The organism is Avibacterium sp. 21-595, from assembly GCF_023611905.1.
Classification (GTDB): Bacteria; Pseudomonadota; Gammaproteobacteria; order Enterobacterales; family Pasteurellaceae; genus Avibacterium.
Genome location: NZ_CP091455.1, coordinates 1,576,305 through 1,602,367 on the forward strand (window position 1 = coordinate 1,576,305; position 26,063 = coordinate 1,602,367).

General features: G+C 37.5%; 16 protein-coding genes. 12 read left to right on the top strand and 4 right to left on the bottom strand.

All coding sequences use genetic code 11. The features are described from left to right. Genes trpR through L4F92_RS07200 form a run of 3 tightly spaced genes read left to right on the top strand, consistent with a single transcriptional unit; the run spans nt 1 to nt 1,766 of the window. Complete coding sequence (gene trpR, locus L4F92_RS07190) at nt 1-303, top strand: trp operon repressor (protein WP_103852641.1); 303 nt, start codon at nt 1-3, stop codon at nt 301-303. Continuing rightward, nucleotides 287-1,006 carry a monofunctional biosynthetic peptidoglycan transglycosylase gene (mtgA, locus tag L4F92_RS07195; protein ID WP_250363212.1) on the top strand — a complete coding sequence of 240 codons (720 nt, stop codon included), beginning with the start codon at nt 287-289 and terminating at the stop codon, nt 1,004-1,006. The genes trpR and mtgA overlap by 17 nt, the downstream gene beginning before the upstream one ends. 13 nt (nt 1,007-1,019) lie before the next feature. Further along, nucleotides 1,020-1,766 (top strand): SDR family oxidoreductase, encoded by a 747-nt coding sequence (locus tag L4F92_RS07200; RefSeq protein WP_250363213.1) that lies wholly within the window; start codon nt 1,020-1,022, stop codon nt 1,764-1,766. Nucleotides 1,767-1,805: 39 nt separating this feature from the next. On the opposite strand, the gene L4F92_RS07205 is transcribed toward L4F92_RS07200, so the two are convergent. The 3 genes from L4F92_RS07205 to mobH form a co-directional block, all read right to left on the bottom strand. Continuing rightward, nucleotides 1,806-2,960 carry a 3-phenylpropionate MFS transporter gene (locus tag L4F92_RS07205; protein ID WP_250363214.1) on the bottom strand — a complete coding sequence of 385 codons (1,155 nt, stop codon included), beginning with the start codon at nt 2,958-2,960 and terminating at the stop codon, nt 1,806-1,808. A 273-nt stretch (nt 2,961-3,233) separates the two neighbouring features. Further along, on the bottom strand, nt 3,234-4,034 hold the full coding sequence (locus tag L4F92_RS07210) for a tyrosine-type recombinase/integrase (protein WP_250363215.1): 801 nt from the start codon (nt 4,032-4,034) through the stop codon (nt 3,234-3,236). 126 nt (nt 4,035-4,160) lie between these two features. Beyond that, on the bottom strand, nt 4,161-6,083 hold the full coding sequence (mobH, locus tag L4F92_RS07215) for a MobH family relaxase (RefSeq protein WP_250363216.1): 1,923 nt from the start codon (nt 6,081-6,083) through the stop codon (nt 4,161-4,163). A 351-nt stretch (nt 6,084-6,434) separates the two neighbouring features. Here mobH and L4F92_RS07220 point away from each other — a divergent pair, with 351 nt between their 5' ends. From L4F92_RS07220 to L4F92_RS07260, 9 genes are all read left to right on the top strand, one after another. Continuing rightward, the gene (locus tag L4F92_RS07220; protein WP_250363217.1) at nt 6,435-8,180 is read left to right on the top strand and encodes a ShlB/FhaC/HecB family hemolysin secretion/activation protein; all 1,746 of its coding nucleotides are present in this window, start codon (nt 6,435-6,437) and stop codon (nt 8,178-8,180) included. Between the two features lie 33 nt (nt 8,181-8,213). Then, the gene (locus tag L4F92_RS07225) at nt 8,214-17,288 is read left to right on the top strand and encodes a two-partner secretion domain-containing protein (RefSeq protein WP_250363218.1); all 9,075 of its coding nucleotides are present in this window, start codon (nt 8,214-8,216) and stop codon (nt 17,286-17,288) included. A gap of 375 nt (nt 17,289-17,663) precedes the next feature. Next, nucleotides 17,664-20,009 (top strand): hypothetical protein, encoded by a 2,346-nt coding sequence (locus tag L4F92_RS07230; protein ID WP_250363219.1) that lies wholly within the window; start codon nt 17,664-17,666, stop codon nt 20,007-20,009. Nucleotides 20,010-20,463: 454 nt separating this feature from the next. Then, entirely contained in the window at nt 20,464-20,607 is a 144-nt protein-coding gene (locus L4F92_RS07235) for a hypothetical protein (RefSeq protein ID WP_250363220.1), read from the top strand. 15 nt (nt 20,608-20,622) lie between these two features. Beyond that, nucleotides 20,623-20,919: an ankyrin repeat domain-containing protein gene (locus L4F92_RS07240; protein ID WP_250363221.1), complete on the top strand. Its 297-nt coding sequence runs from the start codon at nt 20,623-20,625 to the stop codon at nt 20,917-20,919. A 321-nt stretch (nt 20,920-21,240) separates the two neighbouring features. Next, on the top strand, nt 21,241-22,455 hold the full coding sequence (locus L4F92_RS07245; RefSeq protein WP_250363222.1) for a CBASS cGAMP synthase: 1,215 nt from the start codon (nt 21,241-21,243) through the stop codon (nt 22,453-22,455). Further along, the gene (locus L4F92_RS07250) at nt 22,455-22,961 is read left to right on the top strand and encodes a Mov34/MPN/PAD-1 family protein (RefSeq protein ID WP_250363223.1); all 507 of its coding nucleotides are present in this window, start codon (nt 22,455-22,457) and stop codon (nt 22,959-22,961) included. Before L4F92_RS07245 ends, L4F92_RS07250 begins: the two co-directional genes overlap by 1 nt. Further along, nucleotides 22,945-24,648, top strand: a complete 1,704-nt coding sequence (locus tag L4F92_RS07255; RefSeq protein ID WP_250363224.1) for a ThiF family adenylyltransferase — start codon at nt 22,945-22,947, stop codon at nt 24,646-24,648. Before L4F92_RS07250 ends, L4F92_RS07255 begins: the two co-directional genes overlap by 17 nt. Next, on the top strand, nt 24,632-25,684 hold the full coding sequence (locus tag L4F92_RS07260) for a CBASS cGAMP-activated phospholipase (RefSeq protein ID WP_250363225.1): 1,053 nt from the start codon (nt 24,632-24,634) through the stop codon (nt 25,682-25,684). The genes L4F92_RS07255 and L4F92_RS07260 overlap by 17 nt, the downstream gene beginning before the upstream one ends. Nucleotides 25,685-25,864: 180 nt before the next feature. Here the strand turns inward: L4F92_RS07260 and L4F92_RS07265 are convergent, their stop codons facing one another. Further along, entirely contained in the window at nt 25,865-26,005 is a 141-nt protein-coding gene (locus L4F92_RS07265; RefSeq protein ID WP_250363226.1) for a hypothetical protein, read from the bottom strand. Between the last annotated feature and the right edge of the window lie 58 nt (nt 26,006-26,063).

The window sequence follows — 26,063 nt, forward strand, 5'->3', positions numbered from 1 at the left end:
ATGTATGTGAGCAAAAATATGGATCAATGGCAGGCATTTATCGAGATTTTACGCACCGCGTTTGCACAGAATAAAGAACAAGAATTACTCACCCTATTACTCACGGCTGATGAACGTGATGCAGTAGGACTTCGATTACAAATTGTGGCACAATTGTTAGATAAACGTTGCTCACAACGAGAAATTCAACAAAACTTAAATACCAGCGCGGCAACAATTACAAGAGGATCAAATATGATCAAAACAATGCCACCTGAATTTATGCAATGGGTAAAAGAACAGCTTGATGGGCAGAAAGAATAATAATAAAAAATGGTTGCAACACATAAAACAAAGGATATTGCGCTATTCGCTTTATGTGTTTGCTGCTTTTTTAGGGATTACCTTATTGTTTCGCATTGTGCCTGTGCCATTCTCTTCCTATATGGCACAGCAGAAAGTCAGCCATCTTTTAAATGGGGAAAGTTACCCTATTAAATATCAATGGATGAGTTTGGATAACATTTCGTGGCAAATGCAGTTGGCCGTGATTGCGGCAGAAGATCAAAAATTTGCGCAACATCACGGTATTGATTGGAATGCGATTAATAACGCATTGAAATATAATAAAAAATCTACAAAAGTACGAGGTGGTTCAACCATTTCACAGCAGACTGTGAAAAATTTATATTTATGGCACGGGCAAAGCTGGCTACGCAAAGCCATTGAATTGCCAACGACCTTAATGCTAGAACAATTATGGTCGAAAAAACGGATTCTAGAAGTCTATTTAAACATTGCCGAATTTGGCTATGGTATTTTTGGCGTAGAAGCGGCAAGCCAAGCCTATTTCAAAAAATCGGCAAAACAACTTAATCAACAAGAAGCTGCCCTATTAGCGGCAGTCTTACCTAATCCAATCTTATTTAAGGCAAATAAACCCAGTGCTTTTGTACAAAAAAGACAACGTTGGATTATGCGACAAATGAATGCCTTAGGTAAGGGATATTTAACACAACTGAACTAAATAGGGGGATAATATGGCAGTATTAATTACAGGCGCATCTGCAGGCTTTGGTAAAGCAATGTGCGAAGTATTCATTAAATCAGGCTATCACGTTATTGGTGCAGCTCGCCGTTTAGAAAAACTGCAAAAACTACACGCAGAATTAGGCGAAAATTTCTTTCCATTACAAATGGATATGAATAATTTAGAACAAATTAATACCGCACTTTCTAATTTACCTGAAGCCTTTCGTTGCATTGATCTCTTAGTAAATAATGCGGGGCTAGCACTGGGTTTAGAGCCAGCCCATCAAGCAAATTTTGACGATTGGCTAACAATGATTAATACCAATATCATCGGTTTAACCTATCTCACCCGAAAAGTGTTACCTCAAATGGTGGAACGCCAGCAAGGGCATATTATCAACCTAGGTTCAATCGCAGGGACATATCCTTACCCGGGCGGTAATGTTTACGGTGCAACTAAGGCTTTTGTCGAACAATTTAGCTTAAATCTGCGTGCTGATTTAGCAGGTACCAATGTGCGCGTCACCAATATTGAACCCGGCCTATGCGGTGGTACAGAATTTTCAAATGTCCGTTTTAAAGGCGATAACCAGAAAGCAGCAAGCGTCTATCAAAATGTGCAAGCCATTGAACCTATAGATATTGCTAATACAGTATTATGGATCTATCAACAACCTGCTCACGTTAATATTAACCGTATTGAAATAATGCCTGTAGCACAAAGCTTCTCCGCATTGAATGTGGTGAGAAAGTAAATTTAAGAAATAAAAGATAGGCACTATTGCCTATCTTTTTTATTTTGCTGTATTTGAAAAGGTCTTTGGTACAAGGAAAATTGCAGGCAGAACAAAAATTGCCATTAAGGCAAAGCTCATCTGCGCAGAAACAGGATAAACTAATCCAGAAATGAACGTAAAAAGCGCCATCATAATACAGCTAGAACTTGCAAAATAGATGCCTTGCAATTTCGGAATTCTCTCACTTGGCTGAGAGGTAATATAACGAATCATCGCAAAATGCCCCATTGCATAAGTAAATGCGTGCAATATTTGGGCGAAAATCAGCAAAGTAAAATTTGTCGTATACGCAAGGGTTGTCCAGCGAATAACCGCTGCTAATGCTGAAAATAAAGTCAAATAATGAATCTTCCAAGTCCTAAAAAAACGTTTAGAAAAGAAGAAAAAGACCACTTCAGCGATTACCCCCAAGCTCCACAGCCAGCTAATTTGCGAAGTGCTAATGCCATTTGCAGACCAATAAATTGTGCCATAGGCATAACAAGCCGCGTGTGAACCCTGAATAAGCGCTGTGGCAATAATCATTCTGACCGTTGTTGGATTTCGCAATAATTCTCGATAGCTTGCGCTTACTGTCGTGTTTTGTTTTTCCTGCTGATTAAATCTTTGCGTAGGATTTAAACTAATCCCCAGCCCCCAAAAAACGAGATAGCCAATAATAATACCGATGATGGCACTTTTACCTAGCCAACCGAGCAAATAGCCTGCAGTAATTGAACCAATAATAAAAGCAAGCGAACCAAATAAACGACTTTTACCATAATCCATTCCTAACTGTTGATGCCAACTCGTTGCAATGGTATCGCAAACCGGCATAATTCCCCCATTCAACATATGAAATAACGCAAGAATGGGAACTAACCACCAAATAGACTGCACTGCCCAAGCGACAGCGATGAGAACCAATACACTAAGCCAAGTAAGAAGACGACTTAATGGAATAAGCTGATCGAGATGATGAACACTTTTAGTAAAAAAGATTGCGCCAGCAAAACGGCAAAGATAACCAAGGGAAATCAATGTGCCAATTAATTCCACATCATAGCCATACTGCGCTAACCAGATTGGTAAAAATGGAACAATTACACCATAAGCGCAATAAAAACCAAAAAAGTTAAATGATGACCATTGAAAGGGAGTGAGTTTCAACATAGGGAAAGCCCCAACTTTGATTTTCAGATACAAAAAAAGCCGCTCTTGGCGACTAGCTTATTGATTTATTTTGGTTTTTAAATGGTGCCCGAGGGCGGACTTGAACCGCCACGACTCGAAAGTCGAGGGATTTTAAATCCCTTGTGTAGCCCATTAACCTAAAATAGTTCTTTATGTGGAAGATCCAGCCAATACTACCACAAGATCTATCATTCAATAGATGTTCTGATCTTACACAAATTCTAAAGTTTGTAAAGGCTGGATATTAATTTTTTATAGTATTGCTGAATTTACGGCATCCCTAATCATTTCTACATCATCTTCTATATAAGTTAATGTTACTTTAATATCTCTATGACCTAATAGCTGCTTAGCTACATACAGATTACTAGGGTTCCTCATCAGATTTGTAGCAACAGTATGCCGAAATCGATGAGGAGATACATTAAATCCAATAGTGCGTGATATTACTTTAAATATATAGCTTATTTGATGTTCACTTGTTTTTTTATGCCTATCCCTCACAACAGGACAAAATAAATTCAAATTAAATAACTGACTATCATTTGTTTGATTTACTCGTTTCAACTCAAAAATAAGTTTCTGAATATAGGGAAATAACTTGTCTGAAATAGGAATAGAGTGAGAATGATGATTCTTATTTATTTCTGGTGATACATAAATAATTCGATTAGGTAAATCTACATCACTGACCTTCAGTTTTATTAGTTGGGCTCGTCGAATTGCTGTATATCTAAATGTTTTTATTAATGTTTCGATAAACCATATAGGGGTCAATATTTCGGGCAAATTATATTCACTTTTTAAAAGAAAGTCCAATTTCAAGAGCTCTGTGTTAGACAAAACCTTCCGCTTAGCTCTCCCCTCTCTTAAGAATAAATTATTACATGGATTTTCCTGGTAACTTAGTAAATTATTATCAATACCAAATTTATAAACACACTTTAAATGCCGTAAATAACTATTCCAAGTGATTGGTTTAATCCCTTCTCCTACAACGGTATTACGCCAATTAAGCAAATGAGTACGAGTGATTTCATTCGGATAAAGCACATCACAATGCCTACATAATTGACGAATTGCTTTTTCATAGCTTTTCTTCGTATCTAAACGTAAATGCTTGTGAAAAAAAATTGTTGTAATAATAGCTCAAATGTTGTGCTGGTATTTTGCATAGCTTTACTCCTCTAGTAATAGATGTCTATTATTGATTAAAATCTTATCACCAAAAAATAAGCGGGTATTTGGAACAAGATAGCCCACTAAGAAGGATTCTTTTTTCGGACCTATCACTTTACAGCGCCAAAAGTTTACGGTGTCATCTTTGATGATTCGCTTTCTATGCAAGCCGAGTGCTTGAAATTCATATTGTAAATTATTTACATTTTCTTCATTATAAGGCTCCCCTCTCTCTTGTAAATAGAGTTCAAAGGAACTTGGGCTGACAATAAACAAACAATCCTTAACGATATGGACTTTTGCTGTGCGATCATTAAAAGTAAGTTGATTTTTAATAAGTTTTTCTTTTAACCAATCCACAAATTTCTGCCCTTCGGATTTGAAATGCGAGTCGTTATTTGTAGGAGGTATTGGAGGCTTTGGAATAGCATTTGCTTCAATGTCGATATGCGTATTCAGATTCTCTGGCTCAGATTTTAATATCATTGTTGTTCCAACTTCAGCGTCAGCAGAGGGGATATTCACCACTTGTTGCTCATTGTTATCGCTGAACATATTTAGTAAAAAATCAACACTGTTATTATCACGATGTTCTACAACTGCTTCAGAATTTTGAGATGAATTCAGCGATTGAAGTGCGGTATTTTCTTCTTGTAAATTTGAAGTAAGTTCTCTATTTTCTTTTTTATTTATTGGTGTAGCATCCAGTACTTCATTTATTGTATCTGATATTTTTTCCTCTGACTCATTTTCTTTTTCTACAACACAAATTGTTCCAGCAAATAATTCTGGGCGATCATCAATGTTATCCCAAATTATCTCAGGCTTAATGCGTAATAAACTAAACTTATCTTTTGGTTTCCAACCTGTGTCTGCACTTAGCTGACAATACCAGATCGCAGTCCCCTCTGATGTACTTTCAATAACCTGATGAGCCTGCATTTCATCGAACAACTTACGATTATCACTCGGTACGCTAATCCCCTGCCCCATCAAATAAGCTCGAATTTGATCAGCGGTGGTTTTACTCATTAGCCACAATCCCTCTTCCGTAAGCCAACCATCTCCCGGACCTTTGGCACTCACTTTGAATTTTTGTGAAACCAAATAACGTAAAGCCAAAATAAGTTGTTTCGCAAGAGAAATAACGGGTTTCTGAACCAATTTAGTAATATCACCACCTAAAGCCAATGCAACACTATTTTGATCTGCTTTTTGTACAATTTCAGCCAATACGCTGGCTTTCTCATAATGTCCTGCCATTGCATACATTAACGCAGAAAATACCTCTGGGTAGCTTGCCAACCAATCGAAAGTTTCTTTTGCAATTAATTGATTTGCAATAAATCCCCCTAATACAGGGTGGAGTTCATAATCTCTCTGCTTAATATATCTAAATTTGTAAGGCAATGTTGGTATGCCATCCCAAGCAAGCCAGCGTTTCCCATCTTGTAGCTGTATTTCAATATCTACAATAGATTTGCCAACATCGTGGACTAAGGCGAAATAAATCACGGCTGCAGTCCAAGCATCTTTCTGTTTCGCTTGCTCTTCTGGTGCAGCATTTAATGGTAAAACATAGTTTTGACGTAACTTAGCCGCAAACGAAATCACTTCTAAACCGTGATCTAGCATACCGCCTAAATGGGCGTGATGATGTGATTCTGAGGCAGGTAATAGCTGGACCATTTCGGCATAACGTTCAATGGGCTTTTGATACAAATGCTCAAACATTTCTCTTGTCATTGAAACTTGTTGCCAGAGTAAACCAAGATAACGCTGCCGTAATTCCGTATTAAGTAAAGTTTGTGCTGAATAAGGCGTAATCCAACCGTCTATATTTGGGGATATTATCGAATCTTCTTTCGTAACGTTGAGTATATTTGATTTCGATTTAAATCGTTGTATCAATGAATTAAACATTAAAATGAAATAGCCTAGTAATAAAATGCAAATAGATATGTAACCGAAACAAAGGCATATCGCAATATGAAACTCTCCCAAATTCCAAGATGAAAAAGTCGTGCTTTTGACCATTGAGTTTCACTCTTGAACGATTGCTACACTATATTCAAGAAAAATTTTGATCGACATAGAAATCCTAAGCGTAAATGCTTGAATCACTATAGATAACCATTCTCGAATAAACTAACCATATCGTTTCTGACTTTATCAACTCACTTCACTTTTTATTCCTTTTCGAATAAACTATTTAAGATTAAAATACAATTTATTCTTGATTTTTACGGTTTCTTTATTTTTGCAGGGCTAGCTATGAAAAAAACAGCGATATTGATTTGGTTTTGTAGTTTCTCATCATTATTATCTGCGGTAGAACAACCGTCTCCAGAATTAAATCATATTGATGCCCAACAGCAACAACGCCAAAAGGAGCAAATCCAACAACAAAGCAAACGCCTTCATTCTGATGCGGATGTGAGAATGGAAATTTCTTCAGAAAAACCTACCGCACTTCCCTTTAATGAATCCCCTTGTTATCCCATTCAACAGCTTTCCCTAGTCGATTACTCTTCCGATAACATCGTAAAACCGAGCCAATTTCAATGGGTATTAAATAAAGCCATTGCACAATTAAATCTCAAATTACCGCATTGTTTCGGGTCTCAAGGATTAGGGATTTTGATGAAGCAAGTGCAAAATAATCTGATTGAGCGAGGCTATATCACGACCAGAGTGGTGGCAAGCGAACAAGATTTAACGCAAGGCATATTTTCTTTAACCGTTATTCCTGGGCAAGTTCGCCATACCATTATTGCGGATGCAAGCAGAATTCCTTGGTTTAGTAAACTGACAGCGAAAACCGCATTGGCATTTAAGCAGGGAGATTTAATTAATCTCCGCGATATTGAGCAATCATTAGAAAATCTCAAGCGTGTGCCAACGGCTGATGCAAATATCGAAATTCTTCCCACCGATAATAACGCTCAAATTGGTGAAAGCGATATTAAAATCACCTATCAACAGCAGTTTCCATTCCGATTGAGCCTCAATTTAGATGATTCTGGTTCAAAATCCACGGGGAAATGGCAAGGCTCTGCTACCCTTTCGTGGGATAATCTTTTTTCTGCTAATGATTTATTTTATACCACTTTCACACATAGCTTAAAACGTCATAGTGATGATCCCGGTCGCCGAGCAACAAGAAACTATGGCTTCTATTATTCTGTTCCTTTTGGTTATTGGATGCTCTCTGCCTCACTGTATAAAACGGATTACCATCAAGATGTTTTTGGGGCGTTTGATAATACTTACCTCTATGCGGGGCGTAGCGAAACAACTAATTTGAATCTAGCCTATCGGCTTTATCGTGATGCCGTGCGTAAAACCACTCTTTCTGGTGGCTTTTGGTCTCGCCACTCGAAAAACTACATTGATGGGGCTGAAATTGGGGTTCAACGTCGTCGAATGGCGGGTTGGCAAATCAATCTTAGCCATATTGAATATATTAAAGCGGCAACACTGAAACTGTCTGCAGGATTTAAATGGGGAACAGGTGTACGCCACGCAATGGCAGCCCCTGAAGAATATTGGGGAAACGGTACTTCTCGCCCTAAAATTATTACCGCCTCAGTGGACATTAATTATCCTTTCTATATCGGAAAGCAACTCCTAGCATTTAATACAAACTGGTCTGCACAATGGAATAAAACCCCGCTTATTCAACAAGATAGATTCAGTATTGGGGGACGTTATACAGTACGTGGATTTGATGGCGAGCTTACCTTATCAGGAGAACGCGGTTGGCTATGGCGTAATGAACTAAGTTGGAATGTGGCAAATAAAGGGCATTGGCTATATCTAGCGCTTGATGGCGGCCGAGTGATGGGGCGTGATGAAGAAATGCGTCTTGGTCATCATTTAATGGGGACGGCCCTTGGACTACGCGGAGGTTGGACGCACTTTTATTATGATGTGTTTATTGGACGCCCATTAAGCAAACCAAGTGGCTTTAAAACATCGCATAGCGTAACAGGCTTTAATATTGGCTTAACCTTTTAATTTAGTGCATTAGGCTTAAACGAGGATTTTCTTATGAATAAACATCACTTCCGTGTCATTTTTAGCAAAACGCTGCAACGTCTTATCGTGGTTTCAGAACTAGCAAAAACCGAAGGTAAAGCAAAAAGTGAAATGCCTCAAAAACAAAGTGCGGTACGTTTTTTGCCGATTTTTGCCACATTAAAACCGCTCACCTTTTGTTTATTCTGTGCATTGGGTTTTGTCTTTTCCCCTTCGGCATTTGCAGAAACCTTAATTATCAAAGCCGATCCTAATGCCCCTAAAAATCAGCAACCCATTGTGTTGCAAACTGCGAATGGATTGCCACAAGTCAATATTCAAACCCCAAATAGCAAAGGGCTTTCCCATAATAAATACCAAGATTTTAACGTGGATAAAAAAGGGGCGATTCTTAATAACAGCCACAAGGTCACACAAACTCAACAAGCTGGGTTAATACAAGGCAACCCCTACCTTGCTCGTGGTGAAGCCAAAGTCATTCTCAATGAAGTCACCTCCACAAATCCAAGCGAACTGAAGGGTTATCTTGAAGTGGCAGGGAAAAAAGCAGAAGTAATTATCGCCAACCCAAATGGGCTACACTGCGATGGTTGTGGTACGATTAACGCCACCCGTTCCACAATGACCACCGGCAAACCGATAATTGAAGAGGGACGTGTAACAGGTTTTCAGGTCGAAAAAGGCAAAATGAAAGTCAGTGGTCGAGGCTTAGATAACAGCCGTGTAGATTATACAGATATCCTTGCTCAAGAAGCAGAAATCAATGCGGGCATTTGGGCAGGCAAAAAGCTCAACGTGGTAACAGGAAAAAACACCATCAAACAAACGGAGATTGCCAATGCCGATAGTGAACTACAAATTACCCGCATAGATAGCCAAAATCTCAGTGAAAACGCACCGCACTTTGCCTTAGATGTGAGTGAACTTGGTGGGATGTATGCAGGAAAAATTCATCTTGTCGGCACAGAACAAGGGCTAGGCGTTCGTAATGCAGGGCATATTGGGGCGAGCGCGGAGAATTTAGTGATTGACTCACAAGGGAAAATTGTCAATAAAGGGATACTCAGCGCCGCTCAACAACTCAGTGCCAAAAGTCAACTCGACATTGAAAATACAGGGCGTATTGAAACAAAAACGCAACATATTGAATTACATTCAAATACGGGTATCAAACAAGATGGGCAACTTATTGCTCGCCAAGGTGCTATCAAGGCAAAAACAAAAAATACCTTAAGCCAAACGGGGACAACCTTAGCACGAAGAGACATTCATTACCAAGCCGCTAACATTAACGCAACGCCAGAATCAATTATTGCTGCCGGTGTGATCACCACGAATGCAGAGAATAAGGAAACCCACCAATTAGCCTCACAATCTGCACAAGAGGCAACTATTGATATTCAATCGGAAAATATCGCTCAACTGGCTGGGCAACAGGTTGCCTCTGGTAAACTTAATGTATCGGCTCAAGCAATTAATTTAGATCACAGCAAAAATAATGCTTATGGGATTTCTCTCCACGCCAATAATGGTGATGTCACAGCCAATCATAGTCAGTTAAGTGCGGTGGAAAAATTGACAATTTTTACGCCACAAACCCTTTCTACTGAACATAGTCAGCTGACTGCACAGCGTATTCAAACAACGCAAAAAGATTTAAATATGCAGAATGCACAATGGCAGCAGTTTGGCACAGAGGATTTTCGCTTAAATGCTAATACGATTTCCCATCAAGGTGGCACCTTAAGTGTAGGAGGAAATTTTACCCTTGACGCTGATAACGTGGATAATACCGCTGGACGTTTTATTTCGGGTAAGCAATTTACGCTTCGTGTTAAAAATCAATTTAATTCTACACAAGGGTTAGTTTTTGCTGGAGATAATCTAAATATAGAAAGCGGAGATTTAACCAATGACAATGGACTAATTCAAAGCATTGGTAATGCCACTATCAATACAAAAAATGGTGAGATATCGAATAAAAATACCCATACTGATGATAATACCAAGGGGCTCATTGCATTAGGTGATTTGTCCATTAATAGCCACCAAATTGATAATACTAATGGCTTTATTGGTACGGATAAAAGACTGAACATAAATACGAATCCGTTAAATAATGCGAAAGGCACAATAATCGGCTCTGAGGCAAACCTCAACACCGGCAAGCTCAATAATGAGAATGGCACAATTTTTACGAATAACACGTTAGCTTTAGTTTCAAACGCCATTAACAACGTTTTAGGTACAGTGGGTAGCAAAGATATATTGATGCTTGATACACAACAAGCATCGCTCAATAACCAGCAAGGACAAATTTTTGCTAAACGTGCTGTGTTAAATACTGGAAAAATCAATAATCAACAAGGGTTATTACGCGGTGATGCACATCTTACAGTTAATACGCATTCTTCGTCATTAGATAACCGTTTTACCCAGCAAGCTAATCAAGGTATTATTGGATTAGGGAAAGTATTACTAGACCAAATCTCTCAATTAAATAATACCGAAGGGCGTATCGCAACAGGGCAAAATTTAACAGTTAATACAAAATCTCTCCTCAATACCAAAGGAAATATCAACGGACAACAAAATACAATAATTCAAGCTCTAGAAGTTGATAATAAAGAAGGCACAATCTGGGGTGGGAATGTCAGTGTAGCTGCAACAGAAGTTGATAATCGAACCTTATCTGCTCAAGGTTCCTTGATTGGTGCGGATAATCAATTAACGGTGAATGCCCAACAATTCCATAATCAACAAACAAAAGCCACACAAACAACACCAACACAGGGGCTGCAAGGAAAACGGCTTCAACTCAATATTTCCCAATTAAATAATCAGAATGGGGGGATTTATGTCATTGAAAATCTTTCCGCACAGGTTGAACAAATGCTCAATAATCAACATGGTGAGATTTTAGGTGGGGACACGGTCTCTATTTTATCCCCACAGCACCAACTGGTTATTGATAATCAAGATGGGCTGATGGAGGCAGGGCGACAGCTCAATATAACGGCGAAAACCTTACTTAATGAAGGAACCATTAAAACAGCTGGGAATGCAGTTATCCAATTAACAGATGATTTTACCTTAAATCACGCATTCCAAATTGGAAATAATCTCACCTTCAGCACAGCGGGGAGCTTTGTCAATAATTCCCCTTTAATTGTTGGAAACCAAGCAATGGTTACAGCCCAAAATCTCCTGAACAATAAAGAGGCTGAGATTTCATCAAAACGGACATTAATTAATACCAATACAGTGACAAACTATGGGCTCATTGATGGTACTGAAAATATAATTAAAACGGGAATATTGAATAATCTAGGTACGGGTAAAATTTATGGTAATCACCTCGCTATTCAAGCCAATCAATTAAATAATTTAAATGAGGGTGATAAATCAGCAACGATAGCCGCTCGAGAAACGCTCGATCTCGGTATCCATACTTTAGTGAATAAAGATCATAGTCTCATATTAAGCCTTGGAAATTTATCTATTGGTAGTGAGCTTGATGAGCATAATCAAGCAACGGGCAAAGCGACTTTAATCGACAATGGCAGTGCAACCATTGAGGCATTGGGTAATGGGGATATTCGTACTGAAAGATTATTTAACCATGATTTACATATCAAAACGGGTATTCAAACAGAGAAAGAATATTTTGAAGAACACGCTTTGGGAAATAGTAGTACTCGCTATCGAGCCAATACAAATGGGAAAATTTATGATGGCGTATATTATGTTAATAATGGAAGCAGTGATCAACATTCCTACTTTCGCCTAAATAACGGCAAAAAAGTGTCGGGTTTTGGTTGGTATTCTTGGTGGTATAACCGTACAACGGAAACAACAACACTAGAACACAGCGATCCAGGTAAAATTCTTATTGGTGGTTCATTGTATCTATCTGGGAAAAATCTTCATAACCAATACAGTCAACTGTTAATCGGTGATCGGTTGTTTCTTGATGATAAAGTGATTACACAAAATCTACGCGATAATCTCTCTTCTGGAACGTCTACTCTGATTAATGAAGATTTAATTGGTGATATCGATCGCCATGATGAGGGGACTTATCGTATTGAATACCGTATCAGAAAGAAAAAAAGAAAAACGCGTTACTATCATTACCATCATAATGGTCTAAAGTATGAAGATGTTCACCCAACGGAGCATTTCAATTTCAACTTGGTATTAAATGATATTGGTTCCCCAGTTAATGGCTCTGGCGTAAACATTGCTTCTCAAGCAGAAAGTACGGACATTGCATTAAAAAATGTATCAACAACGGCACAGAATGAAATTATTTCTGGTCAGGTTGTTGCCCACTACCCAGAACAATTAGGAAATGACCGAATACCAACCATTAAAACCCATTTAGTGGATATTCGTCTTCCACAAGCAAGCCTTTATCAAATCAACCATGATGCCCCGAATGGCTATTTAGTGGAAACCGATCCACGCTTTACTGACCGTAAACAATGGCTCAGCTCTGATTATATGTTTAACGTATTGCGTTACGATCACGAAAATGTACAGAAACGATTAGGTGATGGTTATTATGAACAACGCTTGGTAAACGAACAAATTAATCAACTTACTGGACGACGCTTTTTAGACAATCACCAAACGGATTATGAGCAATACAAAGCCTTAATGGATAGCGGTATTTATTATGCCCAAAAATTTAATCTTATCCCCGGTGTAGGATTAACGGCGGATCAAATGGCAGAGCTAACCTCAGATATGGTATGGTTTGTGAATAAAGAAATCACCCTACCAAGTGGTAAAAAGCTGACTGTTCTCACCCCACAAGTTTACCTTGTTTCCCGTAACCTTGATGTGAGTTCACAAGGGGCGTTAATTTCAGCAAGAGAAATTGTAGGAAGCCTCAATGGCGATATTACCAACACGGGAACCATTGCCGGGCGAAATCTGACTGCACTTTCAGCCAAGAATATCAATAACCAAGGGCTTGTTTTGGGGGATTCCGTTAATTTATTCACAGAACAAAAATTAGTCAATCTGGGCGGTAAAATTGAAGCATTAAGTCGTGCTACATTAGTTGGCAAAACAGGGGTTGAAATCGCAAGTACAACAAGTAGTCGAGCCTATCAAGATAGGTTTGGTAATGAATTTGAGCGCACTAATTTAGATAATCTCGCCAGCATTAATGTCAAAGATAAAACTGGCAAATTGTTTATTTACAGCCCGCAAGGCGTTACCACTAAAGGTGCTGTACTCAATAGTGCAGGTGAAATGCTTGTTCAAGCCAAACAGATTGATATTGGCACCATCACTACAAAAAATAAAACGGATTACAATGCGGATGCGGATAATTACTATCGTCTAAATCAACAACAAGAAGTAGGCTCTCAACTGAATGGAGGAGGCAATATCACCCTTGCAAGTGAACAGGGCACTGTCGTTCACCAAGGAGAAATCCATAGCGAAAACGGTGATGTAAATCTGTCCTCAAACAGCGATATTCGCATTGAAGAAGGACGTAATAAAGAGCAACTTTCTTCAGGCTCAAAAGGGACAACAAGTGGATTCTTAAGCAAAACCACCATTATCCGTAAACACGCACACAATAATGATTTAGCCGAAGGCTCAATCATTGATGGCAAAAATGTTACCTTTAATACAAATAAGGGAAATCTCACGATACAAGGTTCTTCTGTTGTAGCGGAAAATAATCTTATTGCCAAAGCCAAGAATATAAGGATTCAAGAAGCAGAAAACCGTGTTTATTCAGAAGATTTTTATAGTAAACAAAAATCAGGTCTAATAGGCTCAGGCGGTGGTATTGGTTTTACCGTAGGAAGCAAAAAAGACACCACAGAAAATGACCAAACGAAATATTATGCCACAGGCAGTCAAGTGGGAAGCCTGAAAGGAAACACAACTCTACTCGCCCAAGAACATTATCGTCAACAAGGTAGTACGGTCTCTTCCCTTGAGGGTGATGTGAATATCGGTTCGAAAAAAGCCGATATTTTGGCAACCGATGACAAATATGACAGCCATTATAAACATACCATGGAACAAAAAGGCTTCACCATTGCGGTAAATATTCCTGTGGTGCAAGCAGTGCAAAATGTCATTGCTGTAGCGGAACAAGCTAAACAAATAGGTGAAAGCAAAAATAACCGAGTGAATGCGATGGCAACGGCTAATACCGCTTGGAGTGCCTATCGAGCAGGGCAAGGCTTAATGAAAGCGGGGCAAACCTTAAGCCAAATGGCGAATGGCAATCTGGCTCAAGGGGCGATGAATGCCAGCGTATCTATTACCTATGGCGAGCAAAAAAATGTGCAAACCACTGATACCCAAGGCAACAGTACAACGGGCAGTGAAGTCAATGCAGGTGGGAAAGTGACTATCCAAGCCACCGGGGCAGGCAAAGAATCAGACATTAACATTGTAGGGTCCGATGTATCGGGCAAACAAGGTACCTCCTTCCTTGCTGAAGATGAAGTGAATTTTCTCGCAGCCAAACAAACCCACCAAGAACGCAGCAAAAATAAATCCAGTGGGTTTAATGCAGGTGTAGCGGTGAGTTATGGCTCTGATGGTTTTGCCTTTGGGATTACCGCAGGCGGTAATTATGGCAAAGGCTACGGCAATGGCGATGAAACAACGTGGCGAACGAGTCATATTGGCGATAAAAATAGCCAAACGGTCATTCAAAGCGGTGGGAATGCTACCCTTCGTGGCGCTCAAGTGCGAGGCAACGGCATTACGGTTGATGCGGAAAACCTTAACATTGAAAGCCTGCAAGATACGATGCGTTATGAGGGCAAACAGATGAATGTGAGTGGTCAAGTGACTGTTGGTTATGGTTTCTCTGGTTCCGCTAGTTTCAACCAATCTAAAATGAACGCTGATTATGCCAGTGTGCAAGAACAATCGGGGTTATTTGCTGGTGATGAGGGTTATCACATTGATGTACGGAATCATACGGATTTTAAAGGTGGTTTAATCACCTCCACCGCACAGGCGGAAGCAGAGGGTAAAAACCGTTTTGAAACAGGCACACTCTCCTATTCTGATATTCAAAACCATTCAAATTACAGCGGAACTGCTTTTGGTGCAGGTGTTCAAGCCGATATTAACGGGGGTTGGGATGGCCGTCAGGTCAGAGATAAGGATGACAATATTATCCTAAATGAAGATGGTTCGCGGGCAAGTCGAGTCAATCAAGGCATTGGCTTTGGTTATGAAAAAGACAGCCAATCTAGCCTAACAAAAAGTGGCATAAACACCACCAATCTTCATATCCGTGATGAAAAAGCACAGCAATCACTGACAGGCAAATCTGTTGAAGAAACGCTGAAAGATATCAAAACGGGGATTACTACAGAGAATGCCCAAGCGAATGCTGGGGCGATTGAAAATAACTTTGATAAAGAGGCGTTAAGTAAAGAATTAGCCATTCAACAAGACGTAACCAAAAACTTTGCCCCAGTCGCCGCACAAGGTATCGCTTGGGCTTCAGAACAATTAGGTGCGGTACAAAATTATGAAGTTTTATCTGCCCGCAAATCGCAGGTTGAAAAGGCGTTATCTAACAGCACCAATCCTGAAGAACGTGCGAAACTACAAGGTGAACTCACCCAATTAACCGATTATCTTAATGAAAACCAAACCCGCTACAACCTTTGGAAAGAAGGCGGTGTAGGCAGAGCGGCATTACACGCTGCCGCAGGTGGGTTATTAACGGGGAATGTTAGCGGTGCCGCAGCATCTGGCACAACGTCCCTTGCAGCTCCAGTGATTGAAAAACTCGGTGATAAAGCCGAATCTCAATTTGGGAAAGCAGGCAAAGCGGTTGTTAATGCCACAGCAGGCTTAGCCATTGGTGCAGCCGTAGGCAATGGCAATGTGGGTGCGATGAGTGCAGCAGCGAATACGGATTGGAATAACAGACAGCTGCATCCAGATGAAATGAAACGAATTAAGGAATTATCACAAGGTGATAAAGAAAAAGAGCAACGTTTAACGATTGCGGCTTGTGCCTTAGTTCATTGTTCTGCTCAGTTATCAGAAGAAAATCCAATCTATGAACAAGCCAAAAATTTAGAAAAACTCGGTAGTAGTGAGGCTTATGCGGAAGAAAGAGCCTTATTAAAACAGCAAAAAGTTCTCAAAGAAATGGTAGTTGGTTTACCACCGTCAGATGAAACAATGTCTGTACCCCATTCGTTATTTACTTACGGTATGAGTGATAAATTGCTTGATAAAACTTCAAAAACTAATGAAACCTATGGTGTGAGTACACGAATTGGCGGAGCTTTGCAAGCAACTGGTGGTGCGTTAATTAGTGCTAGTTCAACTGCCTCAGCAATTACAGCTTGTGCAGGCAGTTCAGGGCTAGCTTGTGGAGGTGCTGCGGCATTAGGCGCAATCGGTACATCATATGGTGTTGACCAAGCAAATGCTGGAGTAAACAGTCTATTAACAGGGAGAAACTATTCTACCTATGGTTCGAAATTATTAAGCCAGATGACAGGAATCTCTCCTGAGACAGCAGAAGCGGTTTATGGCTTACCATTAATGTGGCATGGCGGGAATGCGTTGAGAACGGGGAGTAATGTGATCTCTCATTCTGCTTCTGGGCTAAAAAATAGTGAAATATTGACAAAGGGTATTAATGGTGCAAGAAGTACATTAAATTCAGTCAGTAAATGGGCAGCTGCACATCCAAATGCCACAGAAGCTATTGTAGGCGGGACAGTATCCACAGGGTTTGATATTTACAATGGTAATGCTACACCTGAAGGAACGGCGATGAATTATATATATTCTGGTGTTTTGGCGGGAAGGAATTTAAGTACTCAATTATCTTTAGGAACAATGTATCAAGGCATTGTATCCGCAAATGATAGTAGTAAAACAGATCAAGAAATAGTTTCTGACATATTAAAAAAAGATGCTGGAACAATAGTAGCTTATAAAGCCGTAAGCATAGGGAATGCTGGGGGAAAAGCAAAACTCCCTATCCTACTAGGAAGTTCACTACTTGGTGGAGTTATAGAGAATACTGATTTATATAAAGAAAACAAGGACAAAAAATAATGTTTAACTTCATAAAGAGCTATATAAAACCATTTTTTTTATTTTACGTCTACTTTTATACTTCATTAATTATTATTTATTTTCTTTTGAAGATAATTGATTATTTATTTAATAATTCATTTTTTTTTGATGTAAATATATTTTATAGAGCAATCCCAAAAGCTATATTTTTGACTTTTGCATATCTAATTCTTGGCAAATTATGGTCTTTTTTGGGGTTAGCAAAGAAAAATAATAAAGAATAATGAGGATAAAAAATAAGATTACAATTGATAATCTTGGCACATCAGTTTATTTACTGAATATTTACGCAGCTATAAATAATGTGACTAAAATAGCTGGAAAAGTATCAACAAAATTTGATATCTACAATAAATGAATGTAAGTGGTCAAGTCACTGTTGGTTATGGCTTCTCTGACTCAGCCAGCTTCAACCGTTCAAAAATGAACGCTGATTATGCCAGTGTACAAGAACAATCAGGGTTATTTGCTGGTGATGAGGGTTATCACATTGATGTACGGAATCATACGGATTTTAAAGGTGGTTTAATCACCTCCACCGCACAGGCGGAAGCAGAGGGTAAAAACCGTTTTGAAACAGGCACACTCTCCTATTCTGATATTCAAAACCATTCAAATTACAGCGGAAGTGCTTTTGGTGGAGGTGTTCAAGCCGATATTAACGGGGGTTGGGATGGTCGTCAGGTCAGAGATAAGGATGACAATATTATCCTAAATGAAGATGGTTCGCGGGCAAGTCGAGTCAATCAAGGCATTGGCTTTGGTTATGAAAAAGACAGCCAATCTAGCCTAACAAAAAGTGGCATAAACACCACCAATCTTCATATCCGTGATGAAAAAGCACAGCAATCACTGACAGGCAAATCTGTTGAAGAAACGCTGAAAGATATCAAAACGGGGATTACTACAGAGAATGCCCAAGCGAATGCTGGGGCGATTGAAAATAACTTTGATAAAGAGGCGTTAAGTAAAGAATTAGCCATTCAACAAGACGTAACCAAAAACTTTGCCCCAGTCGCCGCACAAGGTATTGCTTGGGCTTCAGAACAATTAGGTGCGGTACAAAATTATGAAGTTTTATCTGCCCGCAAATCGCAGGTTGAAAAGGCGTTATCTAACAGCACCAATCCTGAAGAACGTGCGAAACTACAAGGTGAACTCACCCAATTAACCGATTATCTTAATGAAAACCAAACACGCTATAACCTTTGGAAAGAAGGCGGTGTAGGCAGAGCAGCATTACACGCGGCAGCTGGGGGATTACTCACCGGCAATGTCAGTGGTGCAGCTGCGGCTGGCACCACCTCCCTTGCTGCACCAGCTATTGAAAAACTGGGTGAAACTACAGAGGCTAAATTTGGCAAAGCAGGCAAAGCGGTTGTTAATGCCACAGCTGGCTTAGCCATTGGTGCGGCTGTGGGTAATGGCAATGTGAGCTCAATAACTGCAGCAGCAAATACGGATTGGAATAATCGACAATTGCATCCAAGTGAACAACAAAAAATCAAAGAATTAGCTAAACAATTAGCTAGCGAGAAAGGCGGCACAGATACTTATTGGGAAGAAAGATTAACATTGGTTGCTTCAGCAATGGTTGATGATAAGGAAAATAAAATCGCCAAACTGGGAATAAATGCTGTTTTAAAAGATAACGAAATTTATAATCTTGCTGGTTATAAAGAAAGTTTAGGCATTGCTTATAGTGCGTTAAAAGCAGAAGCAGATAAAAATGAAACCATAAAATGGAAAGATGGTACAGATATGGTTTTATATAGCGAAAAAGTCAATATGTTCCAAGCAACAGAAAGACAATATCAAGACAGTAAAATGTTTGGTAGCCTTAACTATAACTATCCAGATGTAAACAACACAAACTCAATAAATAACGTGAATAACATAAGCAATATCGGACGTTTAAATGGCTTAGATAAAACAGCAAGTCAGCGTTATTCAAATGAATTATTAGGCGTGATTGCAGAAGGAAATCGATCACGTCAATATAGCAGTGACATTGTCAATCGAGATTATATTAATTATGTCACTTCACCAAAAGGCATTACTGAACCTGTTATTTGGGAAGATTTATTAGTTGGAGGAGGATTAAAACTTAGCGGAAAAGTCCTTTCAACAACGAATAAAGCTTTAACGGCAACAGGTGAAACATTAGCAAAATCTATGGCTTCAAATGAAGCAATTGCATTGGGTGCATTTACAGAGAGTGAATTAAAAGTGATGTTAGAAAAACTCACAATGAACAGTAAATCTTATCTTGATAAGTCGTTTAAAGCGGCAGCAAATGCTCCAATGAAAACCACAATAGCGAATGGATCTGCAGCAGGATTAGCTTCATTGGGTGGTGAAGTTTATGATTACACAAAAGAGAATAATCCGAAATCACTCATAAAAGAGAATTTATATAAATCTGCTAATAGTGTGATAGGCGATACATCAAAAGGATTGCTATTTGGAAACATGCCAATAGGTGCTATGGTGATTGGTAACAGCCTTGTTGATAAAGCGGTAACTGGAGAAAGTAATTTAGGGAAAAATTCGATTTCAGGTATGGAGGGAAAAGCTCTTGATGAAATGATTCCATCAGTACCAGGTAAGCCATTTATTGTTGAGGGACTTCAAAAAATCATCGATAAAACTCTTGAAGAAAGTCAAAACAAGGAGGAAAATAATGAAAGAAATAATTAAAGATATTCTTAATATATTAAAAATATCCTTGTTTATGTTATTTTTTAGTAGTTTGTATGTTTGTTTTAAACTTGAAAGAATAGATATCTCAATATTGAATTCAATATATAAGGTAACTATAACTTATTTCATTCCATATTATATGCCACTCCTTATATTTTTTTATTTTTTTTATAAATATAATTTGGGAGGAAAAAAGTAGTTTTTACAGAATATAAAATTAAGAAACTTAAAGAAAACAAAACAAGAGAAATAAATGGTTGGGAAATTTGATAATTGAAGTTGTAAAAATTAGATGCCGAAAAATGAAATTGCATCTAATCTTTTAGATGATATAAAAACATTATCGAGATAATTTACGAAAATTAGGAAAATAGTTATAGATGCAAAAAGAGAATTACTCTTGAATATTTTTTCCCCTTTTAAAAAAGGGAAGGTTAGAGAAGCTCAAAAAATGTTTGAAGAAAATGGTATGGATTATCTAGAGGTATCAAATGAAGATAAATGGAATTGGTTACATCAGCTTTTAATGGGGTTCGATCCTGCATATCCCCCCAGAGAAACGATAGAATTTTTTATAAAAAAAGCGTACCAGTAAATGCACAAGATATCTATGGATATGACACCATTACATTACGCAATGAGAGTAAAAAATGCAGAGGCAGCAATCGCATTGTTGGAAGCGGAGGCAGATCCAAATATACCTAATCAGGATAATGTGATCCCGCTGGCAATGACGGGAGGGATCCCCGATAGATTAGACGTACTAAAACTAATGCTAGATAAAGGTGGTAATGTACATTATAAGAACGGAAATAATGAATTGGGTATTGTATATAGCGTAAAAAAACACCTTCGGAAACAAGATAGATACAAACCAATGATAGAGCTAATGGAGAAATATGCTTAGAAAATGCATTTGGGCCATTTAGCCCTTTGGCCTTTTCGGGAAAGACCTTTCCCCTTGGAAAGGTTACCCTTAAATCCCTTAGGGGATTTATCTTATGCCTTTTCCCTTTTGGGGTTTTCGTAATATTGTCTGGTTTAATGATGTTGCCAATACAATAAATGCACAATGAAATTTTCTTTGAGATGATAAGGAAACACCGTCTAGGAAGATAGTGTTTTTTTTACAAAAAGAAACATAAATCAAGAGTCTAATTGACTTGAAATTTATCACTGATAATCCCATATATGGCATAAAGTATGTCATTTTATTTATAGGTGAAATATGAACGATTATGTAAATAACCTTCATCGTGTTTTTGTAGACAGAGAGATTGGTTTTAAGAAAAAAATTAGCCCCACAGAACAGGATTTAAACTTTTTTAATGATGTTAAAAAAGTTGTTAAAAGCCACTTAAAGACCCAAATCAAGGAATTTTTGGAACAACAAGGAATTGCTAATATTGCCCCAAAATTTCGCATTCAAGGGTCATGGGCGTATGGCACTTGTAATTTACCAGCCAAACAAGGTCAAGAAATGGATTTTGATTATGGAGTGTATTTGCCTGTTCGTGCATTTGAAGGGTTTAATCCTGATGATGGTGCAAGCGAACAAGCTAAAAATTACTTTGCGCAAGTAGAATTGATGGTGGAAGATTTATGTCGTCAATATAATGATTGGCAGTTAGATACTTCTGCGCCCTCATCATGTATTCGCATTAAAATCAAAAATAATGCCCATATGGACATTCCACTTTATGCTGTTCCTGATGATATGTTTGATAGTTTAGAAGAACGCAATGAATTACAACTATCGCTGGAAAGTGCGACTGCTATTCATGAGAGTTTAAATCATTCTGAGTGGGTATTTGAAGATTTTAATATCAAATCATTTGCTGAAGAATCTTTAATGGATAAAAATATTCAAATGATCCATATGGCAAGACGAGATGGTACTTGGCAAGAAAGCGACTGCGAACTGATTCGCAAATGGTTTACCGATAAATTAAAGTCTTTTGAAAATAACGGTCAGCAATTACGAGCAATTTGCCGCTATTTAAAAGCATGGCGTGATTGGCAATTTGCAGATAAATCTTTTCAGCCAAGTTCTATTTTATTGATGATTATTGCCTGTAAGTATTATCAATATTATCAATATCGTGATGACTTAGCATTATTATCAGTTTTAGAAAAATTGCCAAATGCTTTGAATGGAGATGTTTATGAAAACATTGAAGAGCACGAAAGTGAAGATTTTAACCGAATGAAAGAACAACAAAGAGTTGAAGCCAGTCAAGATGCTGATAAGCTTTATAAAAATTTTATGGCAGGTTTAAATAATTCTGACAAAACCAAAGTTCTAACTTTCATCACAAATGAGTGGGGTGACAGAATACCACAAGATAAGAATTTGATTGAGACTTCTCGGCCCCCCGTTTTTGATACACAACCATTGGTACAATCAAAAATTACTCCACAAGTTCCATTAAGACAAGGCTGATGGATTATACAGAATGGCAAGCAGTTGATAGTGATTTTATTGTGCGTATAGATAACCATATTATCACTCAATTAACTGCATATCGTCAAAAAACAAGCAGGCAGCCCGAATCTTTGGGGCTGCTTGTTGGACTGGTTTGGGAGAATGCTTTTTGGGTCAAAGCAATTACCACGCCTACACCATTTGATAAAATCAGTCGGTTTTTATGTATTCGTACACAAAAATCAGCTGATTACAATTTCAACTCATTGAAAAAATTAAATAAACAATCCAATCATCAATGGCATTATTTGGGAGAATGGCACACGCACCCAGAAATTTATCCAAAACCATCAAAAACAGATTTGAATAGTTGGAGTGAATTGCCTAAAAATAGCTACTATGATAGAAACATTCACTTGTTTTGGATTTGTAGTAGTGAAGCTCACAGCAACGATTGGCTAAATATTTGTATTAATAATGTATTTTTTAAGTTGGTAGTAAAAAAAGATGAATTATCGCAATAAAATTATTGAAAAATTGTCTTATCACCAATATGAACCAATCTCGGTTTCGGGTTTTAAAAATAGCCAATTAAGCAATGAAAGCATTTGTTATAAAAAAGAAATTGTTGTAAAAAATACAAAATTTGAATATTTTTTAATTTTTCCTAATTCAGCATTGTTGGACTTTCCTAAAATTTACATAACAGAAAATCAACTATTACTCCTACAGAAAGATTTCCCACATATTGTTCAGCCTATACCTCATTTACAAAAAATAAAAATTACTTATTTAAATAATAAGCTGTATTATGTTTGTTATTTCATAGAAAATAGTAAAATTATACCAAGAAATGATCTTGGCAATTTTATTCTTACGATTGAGAAACATTTAACGAGTTGTTTTGTTAAATTATTGGATAAAAATAAATACATTCAAGAGTATTCAGAGGATTTCTTAGGAATGGTTATTGCACTGAGTACCTTAACTAATGATAAAGATTATTTTTGGCACATTGTTAAAAGTAAAGAAAATTATATTTTCTTAAACTCAAAAGGTAAAAATGATATTTTCTATCTGCAAATCAATAACAAAAGCAACCCAAATTTTTCAGGACTATTTAAAAATAATCAAGTTACTACTCAGTCATTTTTAGATTTTATCCAGATATGGGATAATGATGCTTACAAAAAATTAAGAGAATATTTGAAAGGCATCAATAAGAAATACAAGAGAAAACCTATAAACATATTGATTGAATGGCAAAAAAAATTAATGGGAGCATCATTTGAATGGAATGATCATCAAAATAAATTATTAAAACCGTTTTTAGATAATCAATATTTAATTCAAAAAGTGGTCTTTTATACGGTAAATTTAATTGATTTTAAAGCTAGTGTTTTAAGAAATTTACCAGATAAATCACAGAATGGCTTGTTAAATAAAAAGGTCTTTCAAGTTGGGTTGGGAGCAATTGGTGGATATATGGCAGATTCCTTGATTAAAATCGGTGCTGGTATTGATAATGAATTTACTATTATTGATAATGATATTTTAAGAATTGATAACATTGGGCGACATTTATTAGGTGTAGAATATATTGGAAAAAGTAAATCCCAAGCATTTAAAGAATATGCACAAAGGCAAACTTTTAATCAAACACTAAAATTGAACATCAAGACTAATAATATTAGTGATTATAACTTTCAATACTTTATAGATCATCCAGTAAACTTAATTGTGGATGCAACAGGTAGTATTGAAGTACAAGAATATCTCAATGAATTAGTACAACAAATACCATTAGAATATCGTCCCAATTTATTGCACTTGTGGATTTTTGGCAATGGAGAATGTGTACAAGGCTTTTGGTGTGATGCAAAATTGCAAAATCATCAAGGTGGCTGCATTCAATGCTTAGGAACATCTGCTAATGGACTGTTTGAAAACACTTTACCAATTAGAAATTTAAACAAAGAACAACGCTTTGGTGTTTGTTCAGCATTTACACCCTATGCCGTATCTGGTGGAATGATGGCATGCTCATTGGGTATTAATATGATATTGGAGTGGATCGAAACTGGTATAGTCAAAAATAATTACCAAACCCGTTACAACTCTGAATATCAAAATGAGAAAATCAATGATATGTTAATTATGGCAGACGTAAACTGCCCTTGTTGTGGAGAAAAATATGCAAGATCAATCTGATTTTAAAATACTGTCATTATCTGGTGGTGGTTATCGTGGTTTATATACTGCTGAAGTATTAAAAGAGTTGGAAAACCATTTAAAAACTAAAAATCCAAATGATTGTATTGCCAATTATTTTAATTTAATCACAGGTACATCGATTGGTGGTATTATTGCATTGGCATTAGCTTATGAAATTCCTGCTGAAAAAATTTCCAAAATATTTGATGATAAGGGCGAAGAGATTTTTAAGAAACAATCTCGATTAAATTTTGCCGAGATATTTAAAGCCAAATACAATTCGGGTATTTTGAAAAATATTTTGTTGGATTGGTTTGGTGATGCTTTAATCGGAGATTTAAAACATCCAGTAGTTATTCCAGCTGTAGATTATACAACAGGCTTTCCTGTCACATTTAAAACAGCTCATCACGATACGTTTAAGCGAGATTGGAAACAGAAGATTGTTGATGTGGCACTAGCAACTTCGGCAGCACCAATTTATTTTAAACGCCATTGTATTGGAGAAAATGAATATATTGATGGTGGGCTGTTTGCCAATAGCCCAAGTCTGATTGGATTGCACGAAGCCGAAATCTTTTTTAAACACCCTATAAATCAAGTCAAAATCTTGTCTATTGGTACATTATCATCCAAGAAAACCATCAATCCAAAGACCAATAAAAAAGGTGGCTTGACTGACTGGGGGGAAGGAGTTATTACAAAAGCTTCTCGTAACATTATTGATATTACGCTCAGTTCTCAACAATTATTTATGAATCAGTTGGTCAAACACAGAATTAAGGATAATTTTGTTATTATTGATGAAAACTTAACTCACAGCTCCGCCCCCTATGTTGGATTAGATGAGGTCACCGATGAGGCAAAACAAATTCTTAAAGGGAATGCTACTCAGTCATCAAAAGTTGCACTTGGAAAGAGAGAGGTTTTGGCATTTTTTGATGAAATAGCTATTCAACCTATATTTTATGAAGGCAAATATAAAAAGGAGCTGACGGAGATTAAGCCTAAATTCTGCGAAAAATTAAAATAAAATTGACATTCCTTCAAGGATAAAAGCCAATTGCCCTATATTTTGGAGTATCTGCTTTGCTTAACTCCAAATTTTTCAATGCCATTGATATCATTTTATTTCACTGCAAACAGCTTCGAATGCTTAATTCGTTTGTAGTGAAATTTGCTTAACCCCACTTCATAAAATTAGGATTTATTTTTATTCATCAATTTCTGCGTCCACTCCTTCTTCCTCTATAATCACTTCTTCCCATTCATCTTCTGATAAAAACTGCCAATAGTTACAAATCCAACCATCTTCAAATTTTTCCCATACACCCGCATAGTTATACGCTGTCACTTCAGGATCAGCGTGGCAAATTTGGCCCGCTTGAATTTGAGCATTAACCCAACTTGAA

Bases quoted from the DNA above. Each gene is read 5' to 3' on its own strand.
- trpR (WP_103852641.1), top strand. From the start codon at position 1: ATGTATGTGAGCAAAAATATGGATCAATGGCAGGCATTTATCGAGATT.
- L4F92_RS07235 (WP_250363220.1), top strand. From the start codon at position 20,464: ATGTTTGAAGAAAATGGTATGGATTATCTAGAGGTATCAAATGAAGAT.
- mobH (WP_250363216.1), bottom strand. From the start codon at position 6,083: ATGTTTAATTCATTGATACAACGATTTAAATCGAAATCAAATATACTC.
- L4F92_RS07225 (WP_250363218.1), top strand. From the start codon at position 8,214: ATGAATAAACATCACTTCCGTGTCATTTTTAGCAAAACGCTGCAACGT.
- L4F92_RS07245 (WP_250363222.1), top strand. From the start codon at position 21,241: ATGAACGATTATGTAAATAACCTTCATCGTGTTTTTGTAGACAGAGAG.
- L4F92_RS07240 (WP_250363221.1), top strand. From the start codon at position 20,623: ATGGATATGACACCATTACATTACGCAATGAGAGTAAAAAATGCAGAG.
- L4F92_RS07255 (WP_250363224.1), top strand. From the start codon at position 22,945: ATGAATTATCGCAATAAAATTATTGAAAAATTGTCTTATCACCAATAT.
- L4F92_RS07200 (WP_250363213.1), top strand. From the start codon at position 1,020: ATGGCAGTATTAATTACAGGCGCATCTGCAGGCTTTGGTAAAGCAATG.
- mtgA (WP_250363212.1), top strand. From the start codon at position 287: ATGGGCAGAAAGAATAATAATAAAAAATGGTTGCAACACATAAAACAA.
- L4F92_RS07260 (WP_250363225.1), top strand. From the start codon at position 24,632: ATGCAAGATCAATCTGATTTTAAAATACTGTCATTATCTGGTGGTGGT.
- L4F92_RS07230 (WP_250363219.1), top strand. From the start codon at position 17,664: ATGAATGTAAGTGGTCAAGTCACTGTTGGTTATGGCTTCTCTGACTCA.
- L4F92_RS07250 (WP_250363223.1), top strand. From the start codon at position 22,455: ATGGATTATACAGAATGGCAAGCAGTTGATAGTGATTTTATTGTGCGT.
- L4F92_RS07205 (WP_250363214.1), bottom strand. From the start codon at position 2,960: ATGTTGAAACTCACTCCCTTTCAATGGTCATCATTTAACTTTTTTGGT.
- L4F92_RS07220 (WP_250363217.1), top strand. From the start codon at position 6,435: ATGAAAAAAACAGCGATATTGATTTGGTTTTGTAGTTTCTCATCATTA.